The sequence below is a fragment of the Stenotrophomonas maltophilia group sp. msm4 genome (assembly GCF_032025605.1).
Classification (GTDB): domain Bacteria; phylum Pseudomonadota; class Gammaproteobacteria; order Xanthomonadales; family Xanthomonadaceae; genus Stenotrophomonas; species Stenotrophomonas sepilia.
Genome location: NZ_JAVSKK010000002.1, coordinates 835,931 through 856,403 on the forward strand (window position 1 = coordinate 835,931; position 20,473 = coordinate 856,403).

The window sequence follows — 20,473 nt, forward strand, 5'->3', positions numbered from 1 at the left end:
GCGGTACGGTCAGGGCGGAGTGGGGTGTACCGCGATGCCTGCGGCGCGGAAGCGTGCCGCCAGCGCCGGCGGGGCCGAGGTGGTGAGCACCAGGTCGTCGATCTCGTCGAGGCTGGCAATCTGCCAGTTGCCGCGTGCACCGAGCTTTTCAGTAGTGGCGGCGACGATGACGCGGCTGCTGCACGCGACCATCGCGCGCTTCAGCGTGGCCTCTTCTGCATCCATTGCCCATACACCAGTATCGCCGTCCACCGCGCAGGGGCCGGGCAGGTACACGTCGGCGCGCAGGCGCTGCACCTGGCCCAGTGCTTCTGCGCCGACCGCACCGCCGCCGCTGGCCAAGCGGCCGCCGATCAGCTGCACCAGGGTGCCTTCAAGCGTGCTGGCGGCGGTGGCGATCTGCGGGGCATTGGTGATCACCGTCAGCCCGAGAGCGGGCGGCAGCTGCTGGGCGATCGCCAGGTTGGTTGAACCGGCATCGAGCAGTACAACCTGATTGGGTTGCAGCAACGCGCACACGCGTGCGGCCAGCTCGGCCTTGTCGCCGCGGTCGCGGGTCAGGCGCTCGCGCAGCGGGCGTTCCTTGGGCGGCGGCAGCACGGCGCCGCCGTAGACACGCTGGCACAGGCCCTGTGCGGCCAGCTCGCGCAGGTCACGGCGGATCGAATCTTCGGAGACGGCATAGCGGCGCGCCAGTTCGGCGGCGACCACGCGCCCCTGCTGGCGCAGCTCCTCCAGGATCTGCCGGGTGCGCTGGGCGGGGAGGGGGCTGGGGTCTGAGCTCATGCCATAAGTCTGCACGTTCGTGCAGTAACGTGCAACACCGTGCATCCGGTATTGGGGGGCACGGGGCGGCTGGACTGCCGGTGAATCCGCCCGCGCCCACGTCTATGGATCGCCCTCGCGGCCCGGCATGATGGCGGGACTCCTGGCATGGAATCCCTGATGTCCCACACCGTTCACCGCAAGCTGCGCATCGGCGCGGACCAGTACACCGGCCAGAAAGTGGTCGATCAGCAGTTCCACGAGTGCGATTTTTCCGGCGTGGACCTGACCGGCACCGAGTTCATCAACTGCAGTTTCTACGATGCCGACAGCCGTACCGGCTGCCGCTTCAATGGCGCCACGCTGAAGGAAGCCAGCTTCCGCAGCTGCGACATCAGCATGTGCCACTTCAATTTCGTCAAGGCATTGGGCCTGGAAATCAGCGAGTGCCGCGCGCAGGGCGCGGATTTCAGCGGCGCCAGCTTCATGAACCAGATCACCCCGCGCAGCGGGTTCTGCAGCGCCTTCATCAAGAAGTCGAACCTGCGCTACGCCAATTTTTCGCGGGTGACGCTGGAAAAGTGCGAGCTATGGGAAAACCGCTGGGACGGTGCAAACGTGAGCGGCGCCAGCTTCGCTGGCTCGGACCTGTTCGGTGGCCAGTTCGAGGGTGTCGATTGGAACAGCGCCAACTTCACCGACTGTGACCTGACCCACTCGGAGCTGGGTGAGCTGGACCTGCGCAGCACCAACCTGCGTGGCGCCACGCTGGATCTGCAGCAGGTGGCGCTGTTGATGCAGCGCATCGGCATCACCGTGGTGCCGTAGGCTTCACCCGGCGTACGCCACCCAGCCCCTGAAGCTGAAGCCTGCATAGAACAGCTCCACGCCGTCGAAGCCGGCCTCCTGCAGCAGCGCCACTTCCTGTTCGGGCGCCAGCAGTGGCAGTCGCTCGGCAATGGCGTCGATCGCGCGCTGTGCATCGGCGTGGGCAACACCCGAGGCTTCGGCGAACGCGGCGTAGCGCTGCAACCAGCGCAGCTTGCCGTCCGGATCCTGCGGCATGCTGTGGTGGGCCACCACCAGCGGCGCGCCGGGCTGCAGGCGCCTGTGCAGCTCGCGCAGCGTGTGCAGGCGCTGCGCGGCATCGAGGAAGTGCAGGGTCAGCAGGCAGCTGGCACCATCGAAGCGCACGTCCGGGGCATCGTCGATGTAGCCTTCCAGCAGCTCAACGCGTGCGTTCAACGGGCCCAGTGTCTGCTCGGCCAGCGCGAGCATCGGCGCGGCCGGATCCACGCCCAGCAGCTGCCAGCCCGGTTGCGCCTCGGCAAAGGCCTTCAGCTCCAGCCCACCCCCGGCACCGAGTACCAGCACGCGGCCCTGCGCGGGAACGCGTTCGGCCAGCAGCAGGCGGCTCATCTGCTGCAGGGCGAGGAAACCGGGCACCTGGCGCAGCGGTGCTTCGGCATAGCGGGCCACCGCCTGCGGATCGGAGAACGTGGACATGCGCGGATTCCTGCAGCAGGGGACATACCACTGTAGCGCGGCGCGCAAGAGGCATTGCGCGCCGCTGCCGCACAGGCAGGGCAGGACTCAGGCCGCCGCGGCCTCAAGCACGTCTTCCAGCCGCACCTCGCCGAGGAAGCCACCGCTGCTGGTAGCCGGCCGCTGTGCTTCGACGGCGTGGGCGAACTGCACGCCGGCGTCGTCCTGCAGGCGCTCGAACAGCTGCTGCACCCTGGGGAACTCGCGGCGGTCGACCACCTGGTGGTAATCGTTCCAGCGGGCGATGCCGGCGAAGTAGGCGTCGGCGAAGCTGCGCTGCTCGCCCAGCAGCCACGGGCCTGTGCTGAGCATCTGCTCCAGCGCCTGGTGGGCTTGGCGCACCTTGGTGGTGCCATAGGCACGCAGCGCCTTGCCGTCATCGCCCTCGGCGTGTTCCAGCGCGTGCCAGAGCGGGGCGTAGGCACCGAAGAAGCTGGTGTTGAGATAGGCCAGCCGGTGGTTGAGGCGGTCGAAGCCGGAGGTGCCCTGTGCGAAGCCCAGCCCCTGCGCGACGCCCTGGGCGGCCAGGTGGTTGAGGATGGCCAGGCTCTCGCTGAGCAGTTCGCCCTGCGCGGTGCGCAGAGTGGGAGTTTCGCCCAGTGGATTGAGGCGGCGATAGTCTTCGCCCTGCACCTGGCCGGGCATGTCGATACGGCACAGGTGATACGGCTGGCGCAACCATTCCAGCGCGACGATGGAGCCGAACGAGCAGCCCGAGGGCACGCCGTAGAAGAGGATCGGGGTCATGGCAGGTTTCCGGTTCAAGCCGCGATGCGGCGGGCGAGGAAAGCGTGCCTGCGTGGACATTGCCCCGGAAGCGGTTCGAATGGCATCCTGAAGTCCACACCTGTGGACGTTGCGCATGCTCAACCTCAACGATCTGGCCCTGTTCGTGGCCGCAGTGGAGCAGGGCGGTTTTGCAGCAGGCGGACGCCATCTGGGCCTGCCGCGCTCGACGTTGAGCAAGCGCGTGGCGCTGCTGGAAGAACACCTCGAGGTACGGCTGCTGCAACGCAGTTCGCGCCGCTTCGCGCTGACCGAAGTCGGCCAGGCGTTCTTTGATCGCGCACGCGCGGCGTTGTCCGAGGTGGAGTCCGCCGAGGCCATCGTCCGTGACCGCCAGGCCGAACCGAGTGGCACCGTGCGCATCAGCGCTTCGATTCCGGTGGTGCAGGTCGAGCTCGCCGTGTGCCTGCCCCCGTTGGCCCGCCGCTATCCGCGGCTGCGCATCGAAGTTGAAGTGAGTGATCGTTTCGTCGACCTGGCGCAGGAAGGCATCGACATTGCCTTGCGCAGCCACTTCGGTCCGCTGCCGGATTCCGGTCTGGTGCAGCGCTCGCTGAGTAGAGAACGCATCGTGCTGGTGGCGTCGCCTGGCTATCTGGCAGCCGCGCCAGCAGTGGATACGCCCGAGCAGCTAAGCGCGCATGCCGGCCTGCTGACGGCGCGCCACGCAACGCGCTGGACACTGCACGGCACCGACGCCCGCACCGTGCAGGTGGAACCGCAGGTGGCGCTGGTCGGCAATGAGTCGCAGCTTCTGGTCGCGGCGGCCGAAGCGGGCCTTGGCATCACGGTGTTGCCGCACAGCCTGTGTGCCGCAGCGATTGCGGCCGGCCGCCTGCAGCAGGTCCTGCCGGCGTGGCATGCCGGCGAAGTGACCACCAGCGTGCTGCTGCCGCATCGTCGTGGACAGTTGCCGGGCGTGCGCGCGGTGGTGGATGCGCTGGTCGCGCATTACCAGCTCAACGCAGCGCCAGCGCCCAGGGAAAAAGGCGACGGAGGGGATTAAGTCGTTTCGGGCACAGTAGGGCCGATTACGACTTAATCCCCTCCGTCCCCTTTTTATGAGGCGTTCTGGAACAGGTTCGCGACGGCATAGTCGATGAACACCCGCAGGCGTGCACTGGGATGGCGCCCACCGGGCCATAGCAGCGAGAACTGCCCCTGGCGCGTAGGTAGTGTGGGCAACACCTGTTGCAGGCGGCCGTCGGCCAGCGCGTCGGCGGCGAGGAAGTCGGGCATCCAGGCCAGGCCCATGCAACCGATCGCAGCGGCCAGCACGGCTTCCATGTTGTTGCAGGTCATCGCCGTGGAAAGGCGCGCCCCGGCGTCGCCTTCGATGCCCGGCAGCTGCCACGGATGCAGTTTTCCGGTGGTGGGGTAACGGAAGCGCAGCGCGGTGTGCAGGCGCAGGTCGCCTACATCGCCGGGAATGCCGTGCGCCTTCAGATACCCCGGTGCCGCACAGAGGATGAAACGAAAGTCGCCCAGTCGCCGTGCGGTCAGGCTGGAATCGGCCAGCTCGCCGCTGCGTATCACCGCGTCCAGCCCTTCGCTGACCACATCGACGATGCGGTCATTGAACTCCAGTTCCAATTGCACCTGCGGATAGCGTTGCTGGAAGCCGGGCAACACCGGCAGCAGGAAGCGGTAGCCGATGGTGGGCAGGCCGATGCGCAGCAGCCCACTGGGAGCGTGCTGTCGTTGCGCCAGGTCCGCCTGCGCTTCGGAAAGTTCATCCAGTGCGCGGCGGCAGCGCTGCAGCAGCAGTTCGCCTTCGTCGGTGAGGTGCACGCGGCGGGTGGTGCGCTGGAACAAACGGGTGCCCAGGTTCTGTTCAAGGCGGGCGATGCGCTTGCCTACCGCCGAGGCGGACAGGCCGAGTACGCGGGCGGCGCCGACGATGCTGCCCGCCTCTGCGGTTCGGACGAAGGCGAGCAGAGCAGAGATGGAGTCCATGACCGACATGATTGCGGAACATATGGCCGCAATCAACGTCCATAGAGCCTGTTTTTCAGGAATAACGGCCCGCTCATCATCAATGCCCCTGATGGAAGGAGGCCCGCATGGCCCCGGATTCGACGTTCCCTGTACCTGCCCAGACGCCGCAACGCTGGACGCTGCTTGCGGTTTGCCTGGCCGCGCTGGCGCTGCCGTTGTCCTTCACCGCCGGTGCCGTCGCGGTGCCGGTGCTGGCCCGCTCCGCAGTGGCATCGCCCACTGCGCTGGCCTGGGTGACCAACGCCTTCATGCTCACCTTCGGCAGCCTGCTGCTCGCTGCCGGTGGCCTGGCTGATCGCCATGGCCGACGGCGGATGTTCCTGCTGGGCACGGCCGGCTTCACCGTCGCGACGGCCGCTGTATGCCTGGCGCCTACGCTGCTGTGGCTGGATCTGGCGCGCGGCCTGCAGGGCGTGGCCGCCGCCGCAGCGCTGGCCTCGGGCACCGCTGCGCTGGCGCAGGGCTGGCAGGGACCGAGGCGTGCCCGTGTCTTCGCCCTGCTGGGCACGACATTCGGTGCGGGCTTGGCGCTGGGGCCGCTGCTCGCGGGCCTGCTGCTGCAGGCGCTGGGCTGGCGCAGCGTGTTCGCTGCGGGCGGTGTGCTGACGTTGGCGGCGTTCGCCCTGGCCGCGCGCGCGTTGCCCGAAAGCCGGGGCGAGCGCGGACGGCTGGACATCGCCGGCATGCTGGGCTTCAGCCTGATGCTGGCGGCATTGACCCTGGCCCTGCTGTGGCTGGGAGAGTACGGCCTGCACGCCGGTCGCGTGCAGCTGGCGCTGTTGGCGACGCTGCTGTTGGGCGGCGCGTTCGTCTGTACCGAACGGCTGCATCCTTCCCCGTTGCTGGACCTCTCACTGTTCTGGCAACCGGCGTTTCTCGGCGTCCAGCTGCTGCCGGTGGCGACCTGCCTGGGCTACGTGGTGCTGCTGGTCGTGTTGCCTCTGCAACTGCTGGGCGTGCATGGCCAGAGCACGACGCTGGTGGGACTGCAGATGCTGGCGCTGTCCGCGCCGATGCTGATGCTGCCGATGCTGGCCGCGCGTTGGGCGGAACGCGTTGGAAGCGCACGGCTGTGCACGCTGGGGCTGCTGGTGTGTGCCTCTGGCCTGTACCTGCTGTCGCGCCATGCGACGCATCCGTCGCCCTCGCAGTGGGTGCCGTTGCTGATGTGGGTCGGTGCAGGCACGGCCTTGCCGTGGGGGCTGATGGATGGGCTGTCGGTGAGCGTGGTGCCTGTACAGCGTGCGGGCATGGCCGCCGGCATCTTCGGAACCGTGCGGGTAGCAGGCGAAGGTATCGCCCTGGCCGCAGTGACGGCGCTGCTGGCGATGCTGGTCGACCAGCAGCTGCATGGGGCATCGCCCGCGTCGTTGGCGCGTGCCGGTGCCTATCTGGCGAGCGGGTCCCGCGACCAGGCGGCGGCACTGCTGCCGGCGATGAGCGCTGAGCAGCTGCAGCAGGTCAGCGCCAAGGCGCTGGCAACACTGCTGCGTGTACTGGCGCTGCTGACGGCTGTGTGTGCTGTGTTGTTGCACCTGTTGCTGCGGAAACGCAAAGGCACGTTGGCCGAGCATACGGCGTAGCAGGCTCATCGCCCCCTCCGCCGTCATCCCGTTGTCGTCTTCCGCTCACACCGCCCATGCCCACCCAGGTCTAATGTTGATCGTCCCCGTCCCCCACGGAGACCCGCCATGTGGCTGCTCGACCATCTCTGGCCCAGCCGTCGACCGCTTCCTCCCCCGGTCGCGGATGCGCCGCAGGCGCCGCCACGCCGGCCTTGGCTGAAACGACCCGCGCGGGCGGGGCGCAGCGGCATGGCGCCCTGGCAGAAGATCGCCACGCCGCCGCGGCGCACGCGCCACTAGTCGCTGCGGTCTGACGGGTGATTGATCCCGTCGCTGACCGGAATGACCCCCAGCGCGAACGGGTCGATGCCTTCCAGGCAGGCCACGTTGTAGCCGTACTCGTCCGGGTTGGAGCGGCGCCGGTGATGGGTGTAGATGCCGCACACGCCGCAGAAGTAGTGCTCCGCCACATGGGTGTTGAACTGGTACTTCTGCAGGTGATGCTGCCCGCGCACCACCTGCAGGCCCTGACGGGGGACGCTGGCGGCGATGGCGCCACGGCGGCGGCACATCGAGCAGTCGCAGCGGCGGGGATCGACGATCCCGTCCGGCAGGTCCAGCAGCAGCTCGACCGTGCCGCAGTGACAGGTTGCGCGGTGCCGGGGTTGGACCGGAACGCCGGCCACGGAAGTGATGCCCATCGTTGCTCCTGTGTGATTCATCTGGCCGCGGGGCCGCCGCAGACGGTGCGCCGGCGTGCCTGAACGGGCCGTAGATGCCACGGTGAACCCGCTTGTGGCTAACTATGCGGCTTCGGGACCGCGACAGGATGCCAGTGAGAGCCGCAGGACGTTGGATGACAGGAAGTGCCATGGCGCTGGCAGCGTTGTGGGTGACCGGGCTGCTGGCTTACCAGATGCCCGGGCCGGGCTGGCTGGCGAACGGTATTGCCGTGCTGTGGCTGCTGGCTGCGCTGTGGGCCTCGTGGCGGGTCGCGCGTGGCCGCAGCAGCCGTCGCCTGGGCCTGGCGTTCGGCGCTTCGCTGGCGCTGGCTGGCCTCTGGTGGCTGCTGCTGACCCCGCGCCAGGACCGCATATGGGCCGACGACGTGGCCCAGCGCCTGCATGTGGTGTCCTTCGACGGGCGCCACGTGGTGTTTGACAACGTGCGTGATTTCACCTGGCGCAGCGAAACCGACTACGACGCGCACTGGGTGCGCCGCGCGTACGACCTGGACCAGCTGCGCTCGGCCGACCTGGTGCTGTCGTACTGGATGGGCCCGGCGATCGCCCACACCCTCATCTCGTTTGGCTTCGAGGATGGGCGCCACGTGGTGTTCTCGCTGGAGATCCGCAAGGAGCGCGGCGAATCGTTCTCGGCACTGGGCGGTTTCTTCCGCAGGTTCGAGATGACCCTGGTGGCCGCGGAGGAAACCGACATCATCCGCACCCGCACCAATGCGCGCGGTGAGGACGTCTACCTGTACCGCCTGCATGGCATGGACCGCGCGCAGTTGAAGGAGCTGTTTGCCGCGTACATCGCACAGGCACGCGAGCTGGATGCGAAGCCGGGCTTCTACAACACGCTCACCAGCAACTGCACCACCATCGTCTTCGACCTGGCCCGCCACATCGCGCCGCGCCTGCCGCTGGACTACCGCCTGCTGCTGTCCGGGTACCTGGCCGAGTACGCACAGGAAGTGGGTGCGTTGACCCCGGGTGTGCCGTACGCCGAGCTGCACGACAAGGGCCGCATCACCCAGCGTGCGTTGGACCTGGGCAGCGGCGAACACTTCTCCACCGTGATCCGCCAGGGCGTGCCTGGCACCGAGCAGGACCCGCAGTAATGACTCGACTCCTCCTGATCCGCTGGCAGCGTGCGCTGCCGGTGTTGTTCGCCGCCTTCCTGCTGCTGGGCAGCAGCGGTTGCGCGATGGTCACCGTCAAGCAGGTCAAATCCAGCGATTCGCTGGTCAACAAGCGTGCCGACGTGCTCAATACCGGCAAGCTCAGCCCCGCCGCGCGCGAGACGCTAAGCGCGGCAGGCCTGGACGAATCGCAGTGCGAGAAGGACTTCCTGGTCTGCCGCAGCACGCTGCTGATGACCGACGATCTCAATGTCGAGCAGCGGCTGTCGGCGCTGTCCGAACTGTGGGTGAAGGCCGCGCTGGCGCTGACGCCGAAGAAGACCGCAGCCGGTGATCCGCCGATGAGCGACGCAGCGCTGGACGCCTGGCTGGAAGCCGCGCGCTACGCCTATGCCTACCTGTTCTACAGCGGCCGATCGCCGTCCGACCGTGCCTTCGAGGACCGGCAGACACAGGTGCGCGACTACTACAACTACGCCGCCGAGAAGGCAGCGGTGGTGCTGTTCGTCCGCGCGCGCGCCGCTGCGTTGGCTGGCGAGGACTACACGAAGCCGATCGCGGTTGGCAGCTGGTCGCTGGCCTCCAACTACCAGCAGCTGAACCTGAAGAGCATTCCCGCACAGCTGGTGCCGGCCGGCACGGTCAGCTTCGTCGGGCTGCGCAGTACTTATCGCCGTGATGGCTTCGGTGCCGAGCTGGTGATGGTGATGGACCCGCCGAAGCTGGTCGCACCGGTGATCGCGCCTGAGGGCCCGAAGGCCGAGACACCGCAGGATGACGAAGAGGGCGCACGCCGTGGCCGTCGCCACCGGCATGACGATTCGGTGCCCGAGTTCAGCGAGATGTCCTCGATCAACGTCACCGCGTTGCTGCGTTTCGAAGGCAGCAGCCTGGACGATGTGATGCGGACGCGCCGGGTTGAACTGGATGCCTATTCGCCGGAAGCCACCGAGCGCATCACCCTGCACGGCGAGCAGGTGCCGCTGGCCGGCAATTTCACCGCAGCCTACGGCCTGTGGCTTGCCCAGAGCGGCTTCGCCCGGCAGTCACTGCGCACCCTGTTCGGCATGAGCGAGGGCATCGGCGAGCCACACATCTACCTGATGCAACCGTGGGACCCGAACCGCCGCATCATCTTCATGCTGCACGGCCTGGCCAGCAGCCCGGAAGCCTGGGTGAACCTGGCCAACGAGATCATGGGCGACCCCGAGCTGCGCCAGCAGTTCCAGGTGTGGCAGGTCTATTACCCGACCAACGCACCGATCGCGCTGAACCGCTACGAGATCGCCAACGCGTTCAACGACACGCTGAAGCACTTCGATCCCAATGGCAGCACTCGTGCATCGAAGGATATGGTCTACATCGGCCACAGCATGGGCGGCGTGCTCGCGCGGCTGCTGGTGAGCGATTCCGGTGACGTGCTGTGGAACGACCTGCTGGCCAACTATGACCTGAAGGGCGAGCGTCTGAAGCGCGTGCAGAACAAGCTGGGGCCGTTGCTGCATTTCAAGGCACAGCCGAACGTGGAGCGTGCGATCTTCATCGCCGCTCCCCACCAGGGCACGGACATCGCCGGCAACAAGGTCGGGCGCCTGCTGGGCCGGCTGGTGCGCCTGCCGCTGACCATTCTCGGCAAGTTCGAGGACGTGTTCATGGCGCTGGCGCAGGCCGAGCAGCAGGTCGATGGCACGGCCAAGCCGAAGATTCCCAACAGCATCGACAACCTCAAGGCCAGCGATCCGTTCGTCAAGGCCGCAGCGCAGCTGCCGATCGAAGCGGGACTGAAGTACCACTCGATCATCGCCCAGCGCAAGCCGGAGCTGCCGGTGGACAAGTCCGATGACGGACTGGTGCCGTACTGGAGTGCGCACCTGCCGGGTGCACAGTCGGAGAAGGTGATCATTTCCGGCCACAGCGTGCAGGAGACCCCGCAAGCGGTGCTGGAAGTGCGGCGCATCCTGCACCGGGATATCGATGACGTGGGGACGGGGACCCGGTAGTGCCGGCCGCTGGCCGGCACTCTCCGCGCACGCGGGAATCCCGTGATGGTGCCGGCCAGCGGCCGACACTGCCGAAACCGGGCGACGCTACACCCGCCGCGCGATCACCGCGGCCAGCACCGCCAGGCCGAAGGTGATCGCCAGGCACAGCAGGTAGCCGGTGTGCGGCGCGCTTTCCACGAACAGCGCGAACAACGCACCGGAGACCGCCAGCGCGGTGGTCACCGACAGGGCCTCGCTCAGCTGCAGGGCCGACGTGTTGGCACCCTGCTCATGCGCTGCTGACAGCGAAAGCGTGAGTACCGAGAGGCTGGCGTAGATCATGCCCATGCCGAAACCGGTGACCGTCCAGCCCACCAGGGCCACCGGCAATGGCACTGCATTGAACAACACCGCAAGCGTTGCGGCGATGCCGACCGTCATCATCGCCGTGCCGACGCGCAGCAGCTGCTGGCGTGACCAGCCGCGCTGCTGGTGACCCTGCAGCCAGGAGCCAGCGAACCAACCGAGTGCGCCGAGGCTGAGCACCGCGCCGGCCCAGCTGGGCGGGAGCCCGCGTTCGCGCTGAAGCAGCAGCGGCAGGTAGGCTTCGCAGGCGAAGAATGCGGCGGCGGCGATGCCGCGCAGTGCGATCACGCTGGGCAGGCCCCTGCGCAGGATCAGCGTTCCGGCCGGCAGCAGGCGATGCACGCATAGCAGCTGCGCCAGCATCGCCACGCTGATGCAGAGCAGGGCGGTCGGACCGTGCTGCTGGCCGCCGAAGTACAGCAGCAGCGCCGCCAGCGATGCACCACTGGCCCAACGTACGACGTTGCCGCGCCCCTCGTCGTCGTTGCTGTCGGCGGAGGGTTGCATGCGCGCCAGCGCAGGCCGCAGCAACAGGGCAGCAGGGACTGCCAGCAGCGGCACCGCCAGGAACACCCAGCGCCAGCCGAGATGCTGGACGATCAGGCCGCTCAGCGCCGGGCCGACCATCGAGGGCACCACCCAGCCCGCCGAGAATGCCGCGAACACCTTCGGCCGCAGGTGCTCGGGGTAGCTGCGGCCGACCATCACGTACAGCGAGACCGAAATCGCGCCCGCACCCAGGCCCTGCAGCAGGCGCCCGGCCACCAGCATGCCCATGCGCACGGCGAAGCCGGCCAGCAGCAGGCCCAGCACGAAGCAGGCCAGGCCGTACCACAGCGGCCGTGCCGGGCCCTGGCGGTCGGCCCAGCGTCCGGCCAGGGTCATGCCGATCACGCTGGTGGCCAGTGTGCCACCGAAGGCCAGCGCATACAGGCGCAGGCCGCTGAGTGCTTCGGCCACCGTGGGCATCGCGGCCGCGACGGCCAATGCTTCGAAGGCGTGCAGCGCGACCAGCGCGACCATGCCGAGGGTGGTGGCGCGGTAGCGCGCGGACAGGATCGATGTGTCAGCCGGCAGGCGGGTGTCGGCGGGAGAGAGGGTCGGGGTCATACCGGTCAGGGGCGGGCCGCGCTTGTCAACGGGCGGCGAAGATAGCAGCATGCCACCTCAACTATAGTTGAGGTCAAGCAATGGCATCCCAGGAACTCAGCGTTGGCGAGGTTTCCCAGCGCAGTGGCGTGGCCGTTTCCGCACTGCATTTCTACGAGCGCAAGGGGCTGATCAGCAGCCTGCGCACCTCGGGCAACCAACGCCGTTACAGCCGCGACGTGCTGCGCCGGCTGGCGGTGATCCGCGTTGCGCAGCGGGTGGGCATGCCACTGGAAGCGGTCGGCCGCGCCTTCGAGAGCCTGCCTGAAGGCCGTGCACCGACCAAGGCTGACTGGGCCAAGCTGTCCGCGCGCTGGCGCACCGAGCTGGAAGAGCGCATCCACATGCTGCAGCTGCTGCGCGATGAACTGACCGGCTGCATCGGCTGTGGCTGCCTGTCACTGCAGCATTGCCGCCTGGCCAACCCTGGCGACGTTCTCGGCGAACGCGGCGATGGCCCGATGCGCTGGGAATGAAAAAGGGGACGCGCTCCCGGTAGCGCCGGGCCATGCCCGGCGGACGAAAACGACTTGATCCCCTCCGTCCCCTTTTTCTTACCAGACCGTGATCGTCTCGCCGCTCTGGATGCCTTCCACTGCACGCTGGAAGGCCAGTGCGGCGCGTTGTGCGCTTACCGCTTCGAAGCCCGGGAAGTAGGGGCCGTAGGCCGCCATTGATTCGATCAGTACGTTCGGGCTGACCACGTTGATGCGCAGGCCGCGCGGCAGCAGCTCCAGTGCGGCAGCGCGCACGAAGCCTTCCAGTGCGGCATTCACTGCGGTGGCGTTGACGCCGTCGCGGATCGGCTGCGCGCTGATGATGCCGCTGGTCAGGGTGATCGAGCCACCGGCATTGAGGTGGTGCTGCGCGGCCAGTGCCAGCCGCACCTGTCCCAGCAGCTTGTCCTGCAGGCCGATAGTGAACTGCTCGGGCGTCATCTCCTGCAGCGGTCCGAAATGCACCGAGCCGGTGGTGGAGATCACCGCATCGACTGCACCGGTGCGGGCGAACAGTTCGGCGACGCTGGCGTCGTCAGTCAGGTCCACACGCAGTTCGCCACTGCGGCGGCCGGCGGCGAGAATCTGATGCTGTTGGCCGAGCTGACGGGCGACTGCCTGGCCGAGGGTGCCGCTGGCACCGACGAGGAGGATCTTCATGGCCGTTCCTTGCGTGTGGGAGTGAGCGCAGTCTGCGCCGTCACAGCGTGGTTAGGTAAGCGGCGTATGATTCGCAGATTCCTAACTCTGGATTAGCAATGGATGCCCTTCGCTGCATGCAGGCCTTCGTGGCAGTGGCCGAGCGCGGCAGCTTCGCCGGCGCCGCCGAACAGCTGCAGGTGTCGGCGGTGATGGTGGGCAAGTACATCCAGCAGTTGGAAGCACATCTGGGCACCGCGTTGCTGCAACGGAACACCCGCCGCCAGCGCTTGACCGAAGCCGGCAGCGCCTACCTGGCCGGGTGCCGGCAGGTGCTGGAGCAGGTGCAGCAGGCCGAGGCCGATGTGGCCGGCCTGCAGGTACAGCCGCGTGGCCTGTTGCGGATAAGCGCGCCCACCACCTGGGGCAGCTGCGTGCTGGCGCCGCAGCTGGCCGGCCTGCTGCGCGCGCAGCCGCAGTTGAATATCGAGCTGGACCTGAGCAACCGCCGCGTGGACCTGATCGAAGATGGCTTCGACGCGGCGATCCGGGTCGGGCCGTTGCCATCGCAGGAGGTGGTGGCGCGGCCGCTGCCGCCGTATGCGATGAGCCTGTGCGCGGCGCCGTCTTACCTGCGCAGGCGCGGCACGCCGCGAACACCGGATGACCTGCAGGGGCACGACTGCCTGAGCCATCTGGCCTGGCGCGGCGGGCATGGCTGGCAGTTGGCCAACGGCGAACAGGTCGACTGGGAGGCACGGCTGAGCAGCAACGATGGCTTCGCATTGCGCGAAGCCGCCGTAGCCGGGGCCGGGCTGGTACTGCAGCCCACCGCACTGCTGGCGGCGGAGATCGCGGCAGGGCGGTTGAAACCACTGCTGCGCGACTACCTGCCGGAACCGCGGCCGATGCACCTGATCTACCTGCCCGATCGACGCCCGCGCCCCCGTTTGCAGTGCTTCGTCGATTTCGTCATGACCACGTTGGGGCAATGATCATCGGGTTAGATCGGGTCAGACCCCTTTGCCTCGGCAAAGGGGTCTGACCCCAGGGGATCAATCATTCGCAGCAGACAATTCCTGTCCACGCACCTGCGCGGCGCGCAGTGCTTTGTCCACCAGTGCCTCGAAGCCGCCAGCCTGGAAGCTCTCGATCGCGGCCTGGGTAGTGCCGTTGGGTGACGTCACGCGTCGGCGCAGCTCTGCGGGGCTCTCACCGGCCTCATCCAGCATGCGCGAGGCGCCCAGCAGGGTCTGCACCACCAGCGTGCGCGCGGCCTCGGCCGGCAGGCCCTGGGCAATGCCCGCCGCTTCCATCGCTTCGGCCAGCAGGAACACATAGGCCGGCCCGCTGCCAGACACGGCGGTGACCGAATCCATCAGTGCCTCGCGTTCGATCCACACCGTGCGCCCAGCGCTGGCCAGCACCTGTTCGGCCTGCGCGTGCTGCTGCGGATTCACCGAGGGCGTGGCATACAGGCCGGTCACGCCGGCGCCGAGCAGAGCGGGGGTATTGGGCATTGCGCGCACCACCGGCAGGTTGCCACCCAGCCAGCGCTCCAGCTGTGCGCTGGTGATGCCGGCAGCGATCGACACCACCAGCGGCCGGTTTGCCTGGGCCAGTGCCTGCAGCGACTGGCAGACCTCACGCAGCACCTGCGGCTTCACCGCCAGCAGCCAGGTGCTGCCTTGTGCGCCGGCATCGGTGGCGTTGTCGTGTACCTGCACGCCGAAGTCGGCAGCCAGCGACTCGCGCAGCGCTGCAACCGGTTCGGCCACATGGATGTGCGCGGCGGGCACGCCCTGGCGGATCAGGCCGGCGATCAGGCTGCGGGCCATGTTGCCGCCGCCGATGAAGGTGATGGAATCAGCTGCCATGGAAGTCTCCTTGGAAAATCAGGCCGGGCGCGCGCGCGCGCCGAACAGGGCGGTGCCGATGCGCACCAGGGTGGCGCCCTCGGCGATGGCTTCGGCGTAGTCGCTGCTCATGCCCATCGACAGCGTGTCGACCTGCGCGCGCTGGGCGGCCAGCGACTGGAAAAGTGTGCGCATGCGCACGAACGCATCCCGACGGCGCTCCACCTCGGGCCACGGCGCAGGAATCGCCATCAGGCCACGCAGGCACAGCGAGGGCTCGGCGGCAATCGCTGCGGCCAGCCCCTCGACATGCTCCGGTGCACAGCCGTGCTTGCTCGATTCATCGTCGATGTTGACCTGGATCAGCACATTCAGCGGGCCGCGTGCGGCCGGGCGATGGCGCGCCAGCGCCGTTACCAGCTTGGGCCGGTCCACGCTCTGCACCCAGTCGAAATGGGTGGCCACCGCCTCGGCCTTGTTCGACTGCAGGTGGCCGATCAGGTGCCACTCCAGCGCCAGGTGCTGCAGTGCCTGCATCTTGGCCAGCGCTTCCTGCACATAGTTCTCGCCGAAGGCCTGCTGGCCCTGTGCGGCCAGCGCGGCCACGGCCTCGGCCGGTTGGGTCTTGGACACGGCCAGCAGGCGCGGATCGGGCCGGCCGGCCGCCTCGGCGGCGGCATGCAGGTTGCTCAGGATCTGGGGCAGGGGAGTGGCCACGTAACGCGTTCCGTTGAATCAGGAGGCTATACTGCCGCCCGGGGAAAGATCCTTCCAGTCGAAGCCGTTATTGGGGAGTAGCCGCTCATGGATATCGCCGAACTGCTGGCGTTTTCCGTAAAGAACAAAGCGTCCGACCTGCACCTGTCTGCAGGCCTGCCGCCGATGATCCGCGTGGACGGCGACGTTCGCCGGATCAACATCCCGGCCCTGGACCACAAGCAGGTCCACGCGCTGGTGTACGACATCATGTCCGACAAGCAGCGCCGCGATTACGAGGAATTCCTCGAAGTGGACTTCTCCTTCGAGATCCCGTCGCTGGCGCGCTTCCGTGTGAACGCGTTCAACCAGAACCGCGGCGCCGGTGCGGTGTTCCGTACCATTCCGTCCGAGGTGCTCACCCTCGAGGACCTGGCCTGCCCGCCGCTGTTCCGCGAGGTAATCCAGCAACCGCAGGGCCTGATCCTGGTGACCGGCCCGACCGGCTCGGGCAAGTCGACCACGCTGGCGGCGATGATCGACTACATCAACAAGAACGAATACGGCCACATCCTCACCGTCGAGGATCCGATCGAATTCGTGCACACCTCGCAGAAGTGCCTGATCAACCAGCGCGAAGTGCACCGTGACACGCATGGCTTCAACGAAGCACTGCGCTCGGCACTGCGTGAGGACCCGGACATCATCCTGGTCGGCGAACTCCGCGACCTGGAAACCATCCGCCTGGCACTGACCGCCGCGGAAACCGGCCACCTGGTGTTCGGCACCCTGCACACCAGTTCGGCGGCCAAGACCATCGACCGTATCATCGACGTGTTCCCGGCCGGCGAAAAGCCGATGGTGCGTTCGATGTTGTCCGAGTCGCTGCGTGCGGTGATCTCGCAGGCACTGCTGAAGAAGGTCGGCGGCGGCCGTACCGCGGCGTGGGAAATCATGGTCGGCACCCCGGCCATCCGCAACCTGATCCGCGAGGACAAGGTGGCGCAGATGTACTCGGCCATCCAGACCGGCCAGCAGTACGGCATGATGACCCTGGACCAGCACCTGCAGGACCTGGTCAAGCGCAGCCTGATCACCCGCAACCAGGCCCGCGAGTACGCCAAGGACAAGCGCCTGTTCGAGTAAGGCGGGACAGCGACGGGCGGCGCGCGCAATGGCGCGGCCGCTCCGTGTTGTTTCCTCCACCGACCGTTACCTGGTAAACCGCTTTCCGGGAGCCCGCCGTGAACACCACCGCGACCACCATCGATTTCACTTCGTTCCTCAAGCTGATGGCGCACCAGCGCGCCTCTGACCTGTTCATCACTGCGGGTATGCCACCGGCGATGAAGGTCAACGGCAAGATCTCGCCGATCACGCAGACGCCACTAACGCCGCAGCAGAGCCGCGACCTGGTCCTCAACGTGATGACCCCGGCACAGCGCGAGGAATTCGAGAAGACCCACGAATGCAACTTCGCCATCGGCCTGTCCGGTGTCGGCCGTTTCCGCGTGAGCTGCTTCTACCAGCGCAACCAGGTCGGCATGGTGCTGCGTCGCATCGAGACGCGCATTCCGACCGTGGAAGAGCTGAGCCTGCCGCCGATCATCAAGACGCTGGCGATGACCAAGCGCGGCATCATCCTGTTCGTCGGTGCCACCGGTACCGGTAAATCGACTTCGCTGGCGGCGATGATCGGTTACCGCAACCAGAATTCGACCGGCCACATCATCACCATCGAAGACCCGATCGAATTCGTGCACAAGCACGAGGGCTGCATCATCACCCAGCGCGAAGTCGGCATCGATACCGACAGCTGGGAAGCTGCGCTGAAGAACACCCTGCGCCAGGCGCCGGACGTGATCATGATCGGCGAGGTGCGTACCCGCGAAGGCATGGACCACGCCATCGCGTTCGCCGAAACCGGCCACCTGGTGCTGGCCACGTTGCATGCCAACAATGCCAACCAGGCGATGGACCGCATCGTCAACTTCTTCCCGGAAGACCGCCGCAACCAGCTGTTGATGGACCTGTCGCTGAACCTCAAGGGCGTGGTCGCGCAGCAGCTGGTGCCGTCGCCCGATGGCCGCTCGCGCAAGGTGGCGATGGAGATCCTGCTGGGCACGCCACTGGTACAGGACTACATCCGCGACGGCGAGATCCACAAGCTGAAGGAAGTGATGAAGGACTCGGTCCAGCTGGGCATGAAGACCTTCGACCAGAGCCTGTTCGAGCTGTACCAGGCCGGCGAGATCAGCTACGAGGACGCGCTGCGTTACGCCGATTCGCAGAACGAGGTGCGCCTGCGCATCAAGCTCAGCCAGGGCGGCGACGCGCGCACCCTGTCGCAGGGGCTGGATGGGGTGGAGATCTCCGAAATCCGCTGACCTGGCCGGCAACGGTCATGACCGGATTGATGAATTCCAGTCATGACCGACTGCGGTCCAGCCGGCTCAATCCATCGCCACCGCAGGCGTATCGTCAGCACTCCCCCTCTGGAGTACGACGATGCAGACACGTGAACTCGGCCGCAGCGGCCTGAAGGTTTCCGCCCTGGGCCTGGGTTGCATGGGCCTGACCCATGCCTACGGCCAGCCGGTCGAACCGAGCCAGGGCATCGCCCTGCTGCACGCTGCCGTCGAGCGCGGCGTGACCTTCTTCGACACCGCCGAGGTGTACGGCCCGTACACCAACGAAGACCTGCTCGGCCAGGCCTTGGCGCCCTACCGCGACAGGCTGGTGATCGCCACCAAGTTTGGTTTCAAGGACGCGCGCACCGATGCCGGCCTGGACAGCCGCCCGGAGAACATCCGTGCCGTGGCCGAAGCCAGCCTCAAGCGCCTGCGTACCGACCATATCGATCTGTTCTACCAGCACCGCGTCGACCCGAACGTGCCGATCGAGGATGTGGCCGGCACCGTGCGCGACCTGATCGCCGAGGGCAAGGTCGGCCACTTCGGCCTGTCCGAGGCGAGCGCTGCCACCGTGCGTCGCGCGCATGCGGTGCAGCCGGTCACCGCCGTGCAGAGCGAGTACTCGCTGTGGTGGCGCGAACCGGAGCGTGAGCTGCTGCCGACGCTGCAGGAGCTGGGCATCGGCTTCGTGCCGTTCAGCCCGCTGGGCCGCGGCTTCCTGACCGGTGCGATCAACGCCGATACCACCTTCGACGCCAACGACTTCCGTAACAGCGTGCCGCGTTTCGAAGTGGAGGCGCGCCGCGCCAATCAGGCGCTGGTGGATCGCATCAGCACGATTGCGGCAGCGCGCGGTGCGACGCCTGCGCAGGTCGCACTGGCCTGGCTGCTCGCGCAGGCACCGTGGATCGTGCCGATTCCGGGCACCACCAAGGTTCATCGCCTGGAAGAGAACCTGGGCGCGGTCGACCTGCAGCTGGCACCGGAAGAACTGCAACGCATCGCGCAGGCGCTGGACGAAGTGTCGATCGTTGGCGAGCGTTACAACCCGCAGCGTGCGGCACAGGCCAAGGGCTGATCACCGGGTGCGGACCGAGGTGGGGGCGGACGGTTGGTCCGCACACCTCATCCAGCCATCGGCCCGCGCAGCGCATCAAGCACCGTCCGCATCGCCACGGTCACGTGGCGGCGCGAAGGGTAGTACGCGTAGTAGCCATCGAAGTGCGGGCACCAGTCGTCCAGCACTGATTGCAGCCGGCCATCGTCCAGCATCGGCTGCACCTGGTCTTCCGGCAGCCAGGCCAATCCGCTGCCTGCCAGCGCAGCGGTGCGGGTCATGCCCATGGTGTTGAACGTCCACTGGCCGCTCACGCGCACGCTCAGTTCATTGCCGTCCTGGCCGAAATCCCACGGCATCAGCCCACCATGCGTGGGCAGCCGCAGGGTCACGCAGTTGTGCCCGGCCAGGTCGTCCGGATGCCGCGGCACCACGTGCTGGCGGAAGTAGCTGGGCGCCCCGACCACGCGCATGCGCAGCGGCGGGCTGATCGGTACGGCGATCATGTCACGCGCCAGCCGCTCGCCCAGGCGGATGCCGATGTCGTAGCGCTCGGCCACGATGTCGGCCAACCCGTAGTCGGCCGCCAGTTCCACCTTCAAATCCGGATACTGCTGCAGCAGCGGCGCCAGCCTGGGCCAGGCGATGTACTCGGCAGCGTGGCCGGTGGCATTGATACGGATGGTGCCGGCCGGGCGTTCACGGTACTCGGCCAGCGCGGCCAGCCCGTCCTCGATCTCGGCCAGGCGCGGGGCCAGGGTATCGAGCAGGCGGGCACCGGCTTCGGTGGTCGAGACGCTGCGGGTGGTGCGGGTCAGCAGGCGCACGCCCAGGCGCTGCTCCAGTCCGCGCATGGCATGGCTGAGCGCGGACTGGGACACGCCCAGCTGGGCGGCAGCCTTGGTGAAGCTGCCCTCGCGGGCAACGTGGACGAAGGCCTGCAGGTCGTTGAGATTTTCGCGGGGCATGCGGGAATGATACGGCCGGGCTGCGCCCGGCACCTGCTTCGAGCCAAGGCAACGTCAACGTCAAATGCGTACATTCCGTGGGATGGCGTGGTGGGTCCGGCTGAGGGGGACGCCGTCCGTGTGGCTCGGTCGCGCTTGCTCGTGTGCGCTGTCCTGCGCACACGGCAAGACCGGGGTTGGGCGTCCTGCCCAACCCGCCCGAGGCATGCCTCGGGCCCATGGCGCTCACGCCCCCGCAACCTGAGCCAGCCCGCCTTCGACAGTTTCCCGCGAGCTGTTGGAACGGCATTCTGCCTTGGTGGGTGCCGACCGTTGGTCGGCAC

At 67.5% G+C, this 20,473-nt stretch carries 20 protein-coding genes; 10 read left to right on the top strand and 10 right to left on the bottom strand.

All coding sequences use genetic code 11. The annotated features are described in order from the left end of the window. Positions 1 to 9 precede the first annotated feature (9 nt). Entirely contained in the window at positions 10 to 786 is a 777-nt protein-coding gene (locus tag ROV93_RS13045; RefSeq protein WP_072168273.1) for a DeoR/GlpR family DNA-binding transcription regulator, read from the bottom strand. A gap of 159 nt (positions 787 to 945) precedes the next feature. Between ROV93_RS13045 and smqnr the strand changes: the two genes are divergently transcribed. Further along, on the top strand, positions 946 to 1,593 hold the full coding sequence (gene smqnr, locus ROV93_RS13050) for a SmQnr family pentapeptide repeat protein (RefSeq protein WP_072168219.1): 648 nt from the start codon (positions 946 to 948) through the stop codon (positions 1,591 to 1,593). A gap of 3 nt (positions 1,594 to 1,596) precedes the next feature. Here smqnr and ROV93_RS13055 read toward each other — a convergent pair whose 3' ends face one another. Both ROV93_RS13055 and ROV93_RS13060 read right to left on the bottom strand, forming a co-directional pair. Next, entirely contained in the window at positions 1,597 to 2,271 is a 675-nt protein-coding gene (locus ROV93_RS13055) for a class I SAM-dependent methyltransferase (protein ID WP_072168218.1), read from the bottom strand. Positions 2,272 to 2,358: 87 nt separating this feature from the next. Beyond that, positions 2,359 to 3,057, bottom strand: a complete 699-nt coding sequence (locus ROV93_RS13060) for a glutathione S-transferase family protein (protein ID WP_072168217.1) — start codon at positions 3,055 to 3,057, stop codon at positions 2,359 to 2,361. Positions 3,058 to 3,172: 115 nt separating this feature from the next. On the opposite strand from ROV93_RS13060, the gene ROV93_RS13065 reads away from it, so the two are divergent. Then, the gene (locus ROV93_RS13065) at positions 3,173 to 4,102 is read left to right on the top strand and encodes a LysR substrate-binding domain-containing protein (RefSeq protein ID WP_072168216.1); all 930 of its coding nucleotides are present in this window, start codon (positions 3,173 to 3,175) and stop codon (positions 4,100 to 4,102) included. 53 nt (positions 4,103 to 4,155) lie between these two features. Here ROV93_RS13065 and ROV93_RS13070 read toward each other — a convergent pair whose 3' ends face one another. Next, entirely contained in the window at positions 4,156 to 5,052 is an 897-nt protein-coding gene (locus ROV93_RS13070; RefSeq protein ID WP_072168215.1) for a LysR family transcriptional regulator, read from the bottom strand. A gap of 107 nt (positions 5,053 to 5,159) precedes the next feature. Between ROV93_RS13070 and ROV93_RS13075 the strand changes: the two genes are divergently transcribed. Beyond that, positions 5,160 to 6,677, top strand: a complete 1,518-nt coding sequence (locus tag ROV93_RS13075; protein WP_072168214.1) for an MFS transporter — start codon at positions 5,160 to 5,162, stop codon at positions 6,675 to 6,677. A gap of 278 nt (positions 6,678 to 6,955) precedes the next feature. Here the strand turns inward: ROV93_RS13075 and ROV93_RS13080 are convergent, their stop codons facing one another. After that, positions 6,956 to 7,360, bottom strand: coding sequence for a GFA family protein (locus ROV93_RS13080; RefSeq protein ID WP_072168213.1), 405 nt, complete (start codon positions 7,358 to 7,360; stop codon positions 6,956 to 6,958). Between the two features lie 170 nt (positions 7,361 to 7,530). On the opposite strand from ROV93_RS13080, the gene ROV93_RS13085 reads away from it, so the two are divergent. Both ROV93_RS13085 and ROV93_RS13090 read left to right on the top strand, forming a co-directional pair. Further along, positions 7,531 to 8,505 carry a DUF4105 domain-containing protein gene (locus tag ROV93_RS13085; RefSeq protein ID WP_072168212.1) on the top strand — a complete coding sequence of 325 codons (975 nt, stop codon included), beginning with the start codon at positions 7,531 to 7,533 and terminating at the stop codon, positions 8,503 to 8,505. Continuing rightward, positions 8,505 to 10,526 carry a hypothetical protein gene (locus tag ROV93_RS13090; protein WP_072168211.1) on the top strand — a complete coding sequence of 674 codons (2,022 nt, stop codon included), beginning with the start codon at positions 8,505 to 8,507 and terminating at the stop codon, positions 10,524 to 10,526. Before ROV93_RS13085 ends, ROV93_RS13090 begins: the two co-directional genes overlap by 1 nt. A gap of 87 nt (positions 10,527 to 10,613) precedes the next feature. Here ROV93_RS13090 and ROV93_RS13095 read toward each other — a convergent pair whose 3' ends face one another. Continuing rightward, the gene (locus ROV93_RS13095; RefSeq protein ID WP_111007637.1) at positions 10,614 to 12,035 is read right to left on the bottom strand and encodes an MFS transporter; all 1,422 of its coding nucleotides are present in this window, start codon (positions 12,033 to 12,035) and stop codon (positions 10,614 to 10,616) included. 29 nt (positions 12,036 to 12,064) lie between these two features. On the opposite strand from ROV93_RS13095, the gene soxR reads away from it, so the two are divergent. After that, positions 12,065 to 12,499: a redox-sensitive transcriptional activator SoxR gene (gene soxR, locus ROV93_RS13100; protein ID WP_005415534.1), complete on the top strand. Its 435-nt coding sequence runs from the start codon at positions 12,065 to 12,067 to the stop codon at positions 12,497 to 12,499. Between the two features lie 78 nt (positions 12,500 to 12,577). Here the strand turns inward: soxR and ROV93_RS13105 are convergent, their stop codons facing one another. After that, on the bottom strand, positions 12,578 to 13,180 hold the full coding sequence (locus ROV93_RS13105) for a short chain dehydrogenase (protein ID WP_072168209.1): 603 nt from the start codon (positions 13,178 to 13,180) through the stop codon (positions 12,578 to 12,580). Positions 13,181 to 13,278: 98 nt separating this feature from the next. Here ROV93_RS13105 and ROV93_RS13110 point away from each other — a divergent pair, with 98 nt between their 5' ends. Continuing rightward, complete coding sequence (locus ROV93_RS13110; protein ID WP_072168208.1) at positions 13,279 to 14,154, top strand: LysR family transcriptional regulator; 876 nt, start codon at positions 13,279 to 13,281, stop codon at positions 14,152 to 14,154. A 60-nt stretch (positions 14,155 to 14,214) separates the two neighbouring features. Here ROV93_RS13110 and proC read toward each other — a convergent pair whose 3' ends face one another. Together proC and ROV93_RS13120 are read right to left on the bottom strand one after the other, a co-directional pair. Beyond that, entirely contained in the window at positions 14,215 to 15,036 is an 822-nt protein-coding gene (proC, locus tag ROV93_RS13115) for a pyrroline-5-carboxylate reductase (protein WP_072168207.1), read from the bottom strand. Between the two features lie 18 nt (positions 15,037 to 15,054). Continuing rightward, positions 15,055 to 15,732: a YggS family pyridoxal phosphate-dependent enzyme gene (locus ROV93_RS13120; protein ID WP_072168206.1), complete on the bottom strand. Its 678-nt coding sequence runs from the start codon at positions 15,730 to 15,732 to the stop codon at positions 15,055 to 15,057. Between the two features lie 87 nt (positions 15,733 to 15,819). Here ROV93_RS13120 and ROV93_RS13125 point away from each other — a divergent pair, with 87 nt between their 5' ends. The 3 genes from ROV93_RS13125 (at position 15,820) to ROV93_RS13135 (ending at position 19,203) form a co-directional block, all read left to right on the top strand. Further along, a complete protein-coding gene (locus ROV93_RS13125; RefSeq protein WP_004147099.1) occupies positions 15,820 to 16,857 on the top strand; it encodes a type IV pilus twitching motility protein PilT in 1,038 nt (345 codons plus the stop codon). 98 nt (positions 16,858 to 16,955) lie between these two features. Continuing rightward, positions 16,956 to 18,098 (top strand): PilT/PilU family type 4a pilus ATPase, encoded by a 1,143-nt coding sequence (locus tag ROV93_RS13130; RefSeq protein ID WP_005415539.1) that lies wholly within the window; start codon positions 16,956 to 16,958, stop codon positions 18,096 to 18,098. A gap of 121 nt (positions 18,099 to 18,219) precedes the next feature. Further along, positions 18,220 to 19,203: an aldo/keto reductase gene (locus tag ROV93_RS13135; protein ID WP_072168205.1), complete on the top strand. Its 984-nt coding sequence runs from the start codon at positions 18,220 to 18,222 to the stop codon at positions 19,201 to 19,203. 47 nt (positions 19,204 to 19,250) lie between these two features. On the opposite strand, the gene ROV93_RS13140 is transcribed toward ROV93_RS13135, so the two are convergent. Then, complete coding sequence (locus ROV93_RS13140) at positions 19,251 to 20,150, bottom strand: LysR family transcriptional regulator (protein ID WP_072168203.1); 900 nt, start codon at positions 20,148 to 20,150, stop codon at positions 19,251 to 19,253. Positions 20,151 to 20,473 lie beyond the last annotated feature (323 nt).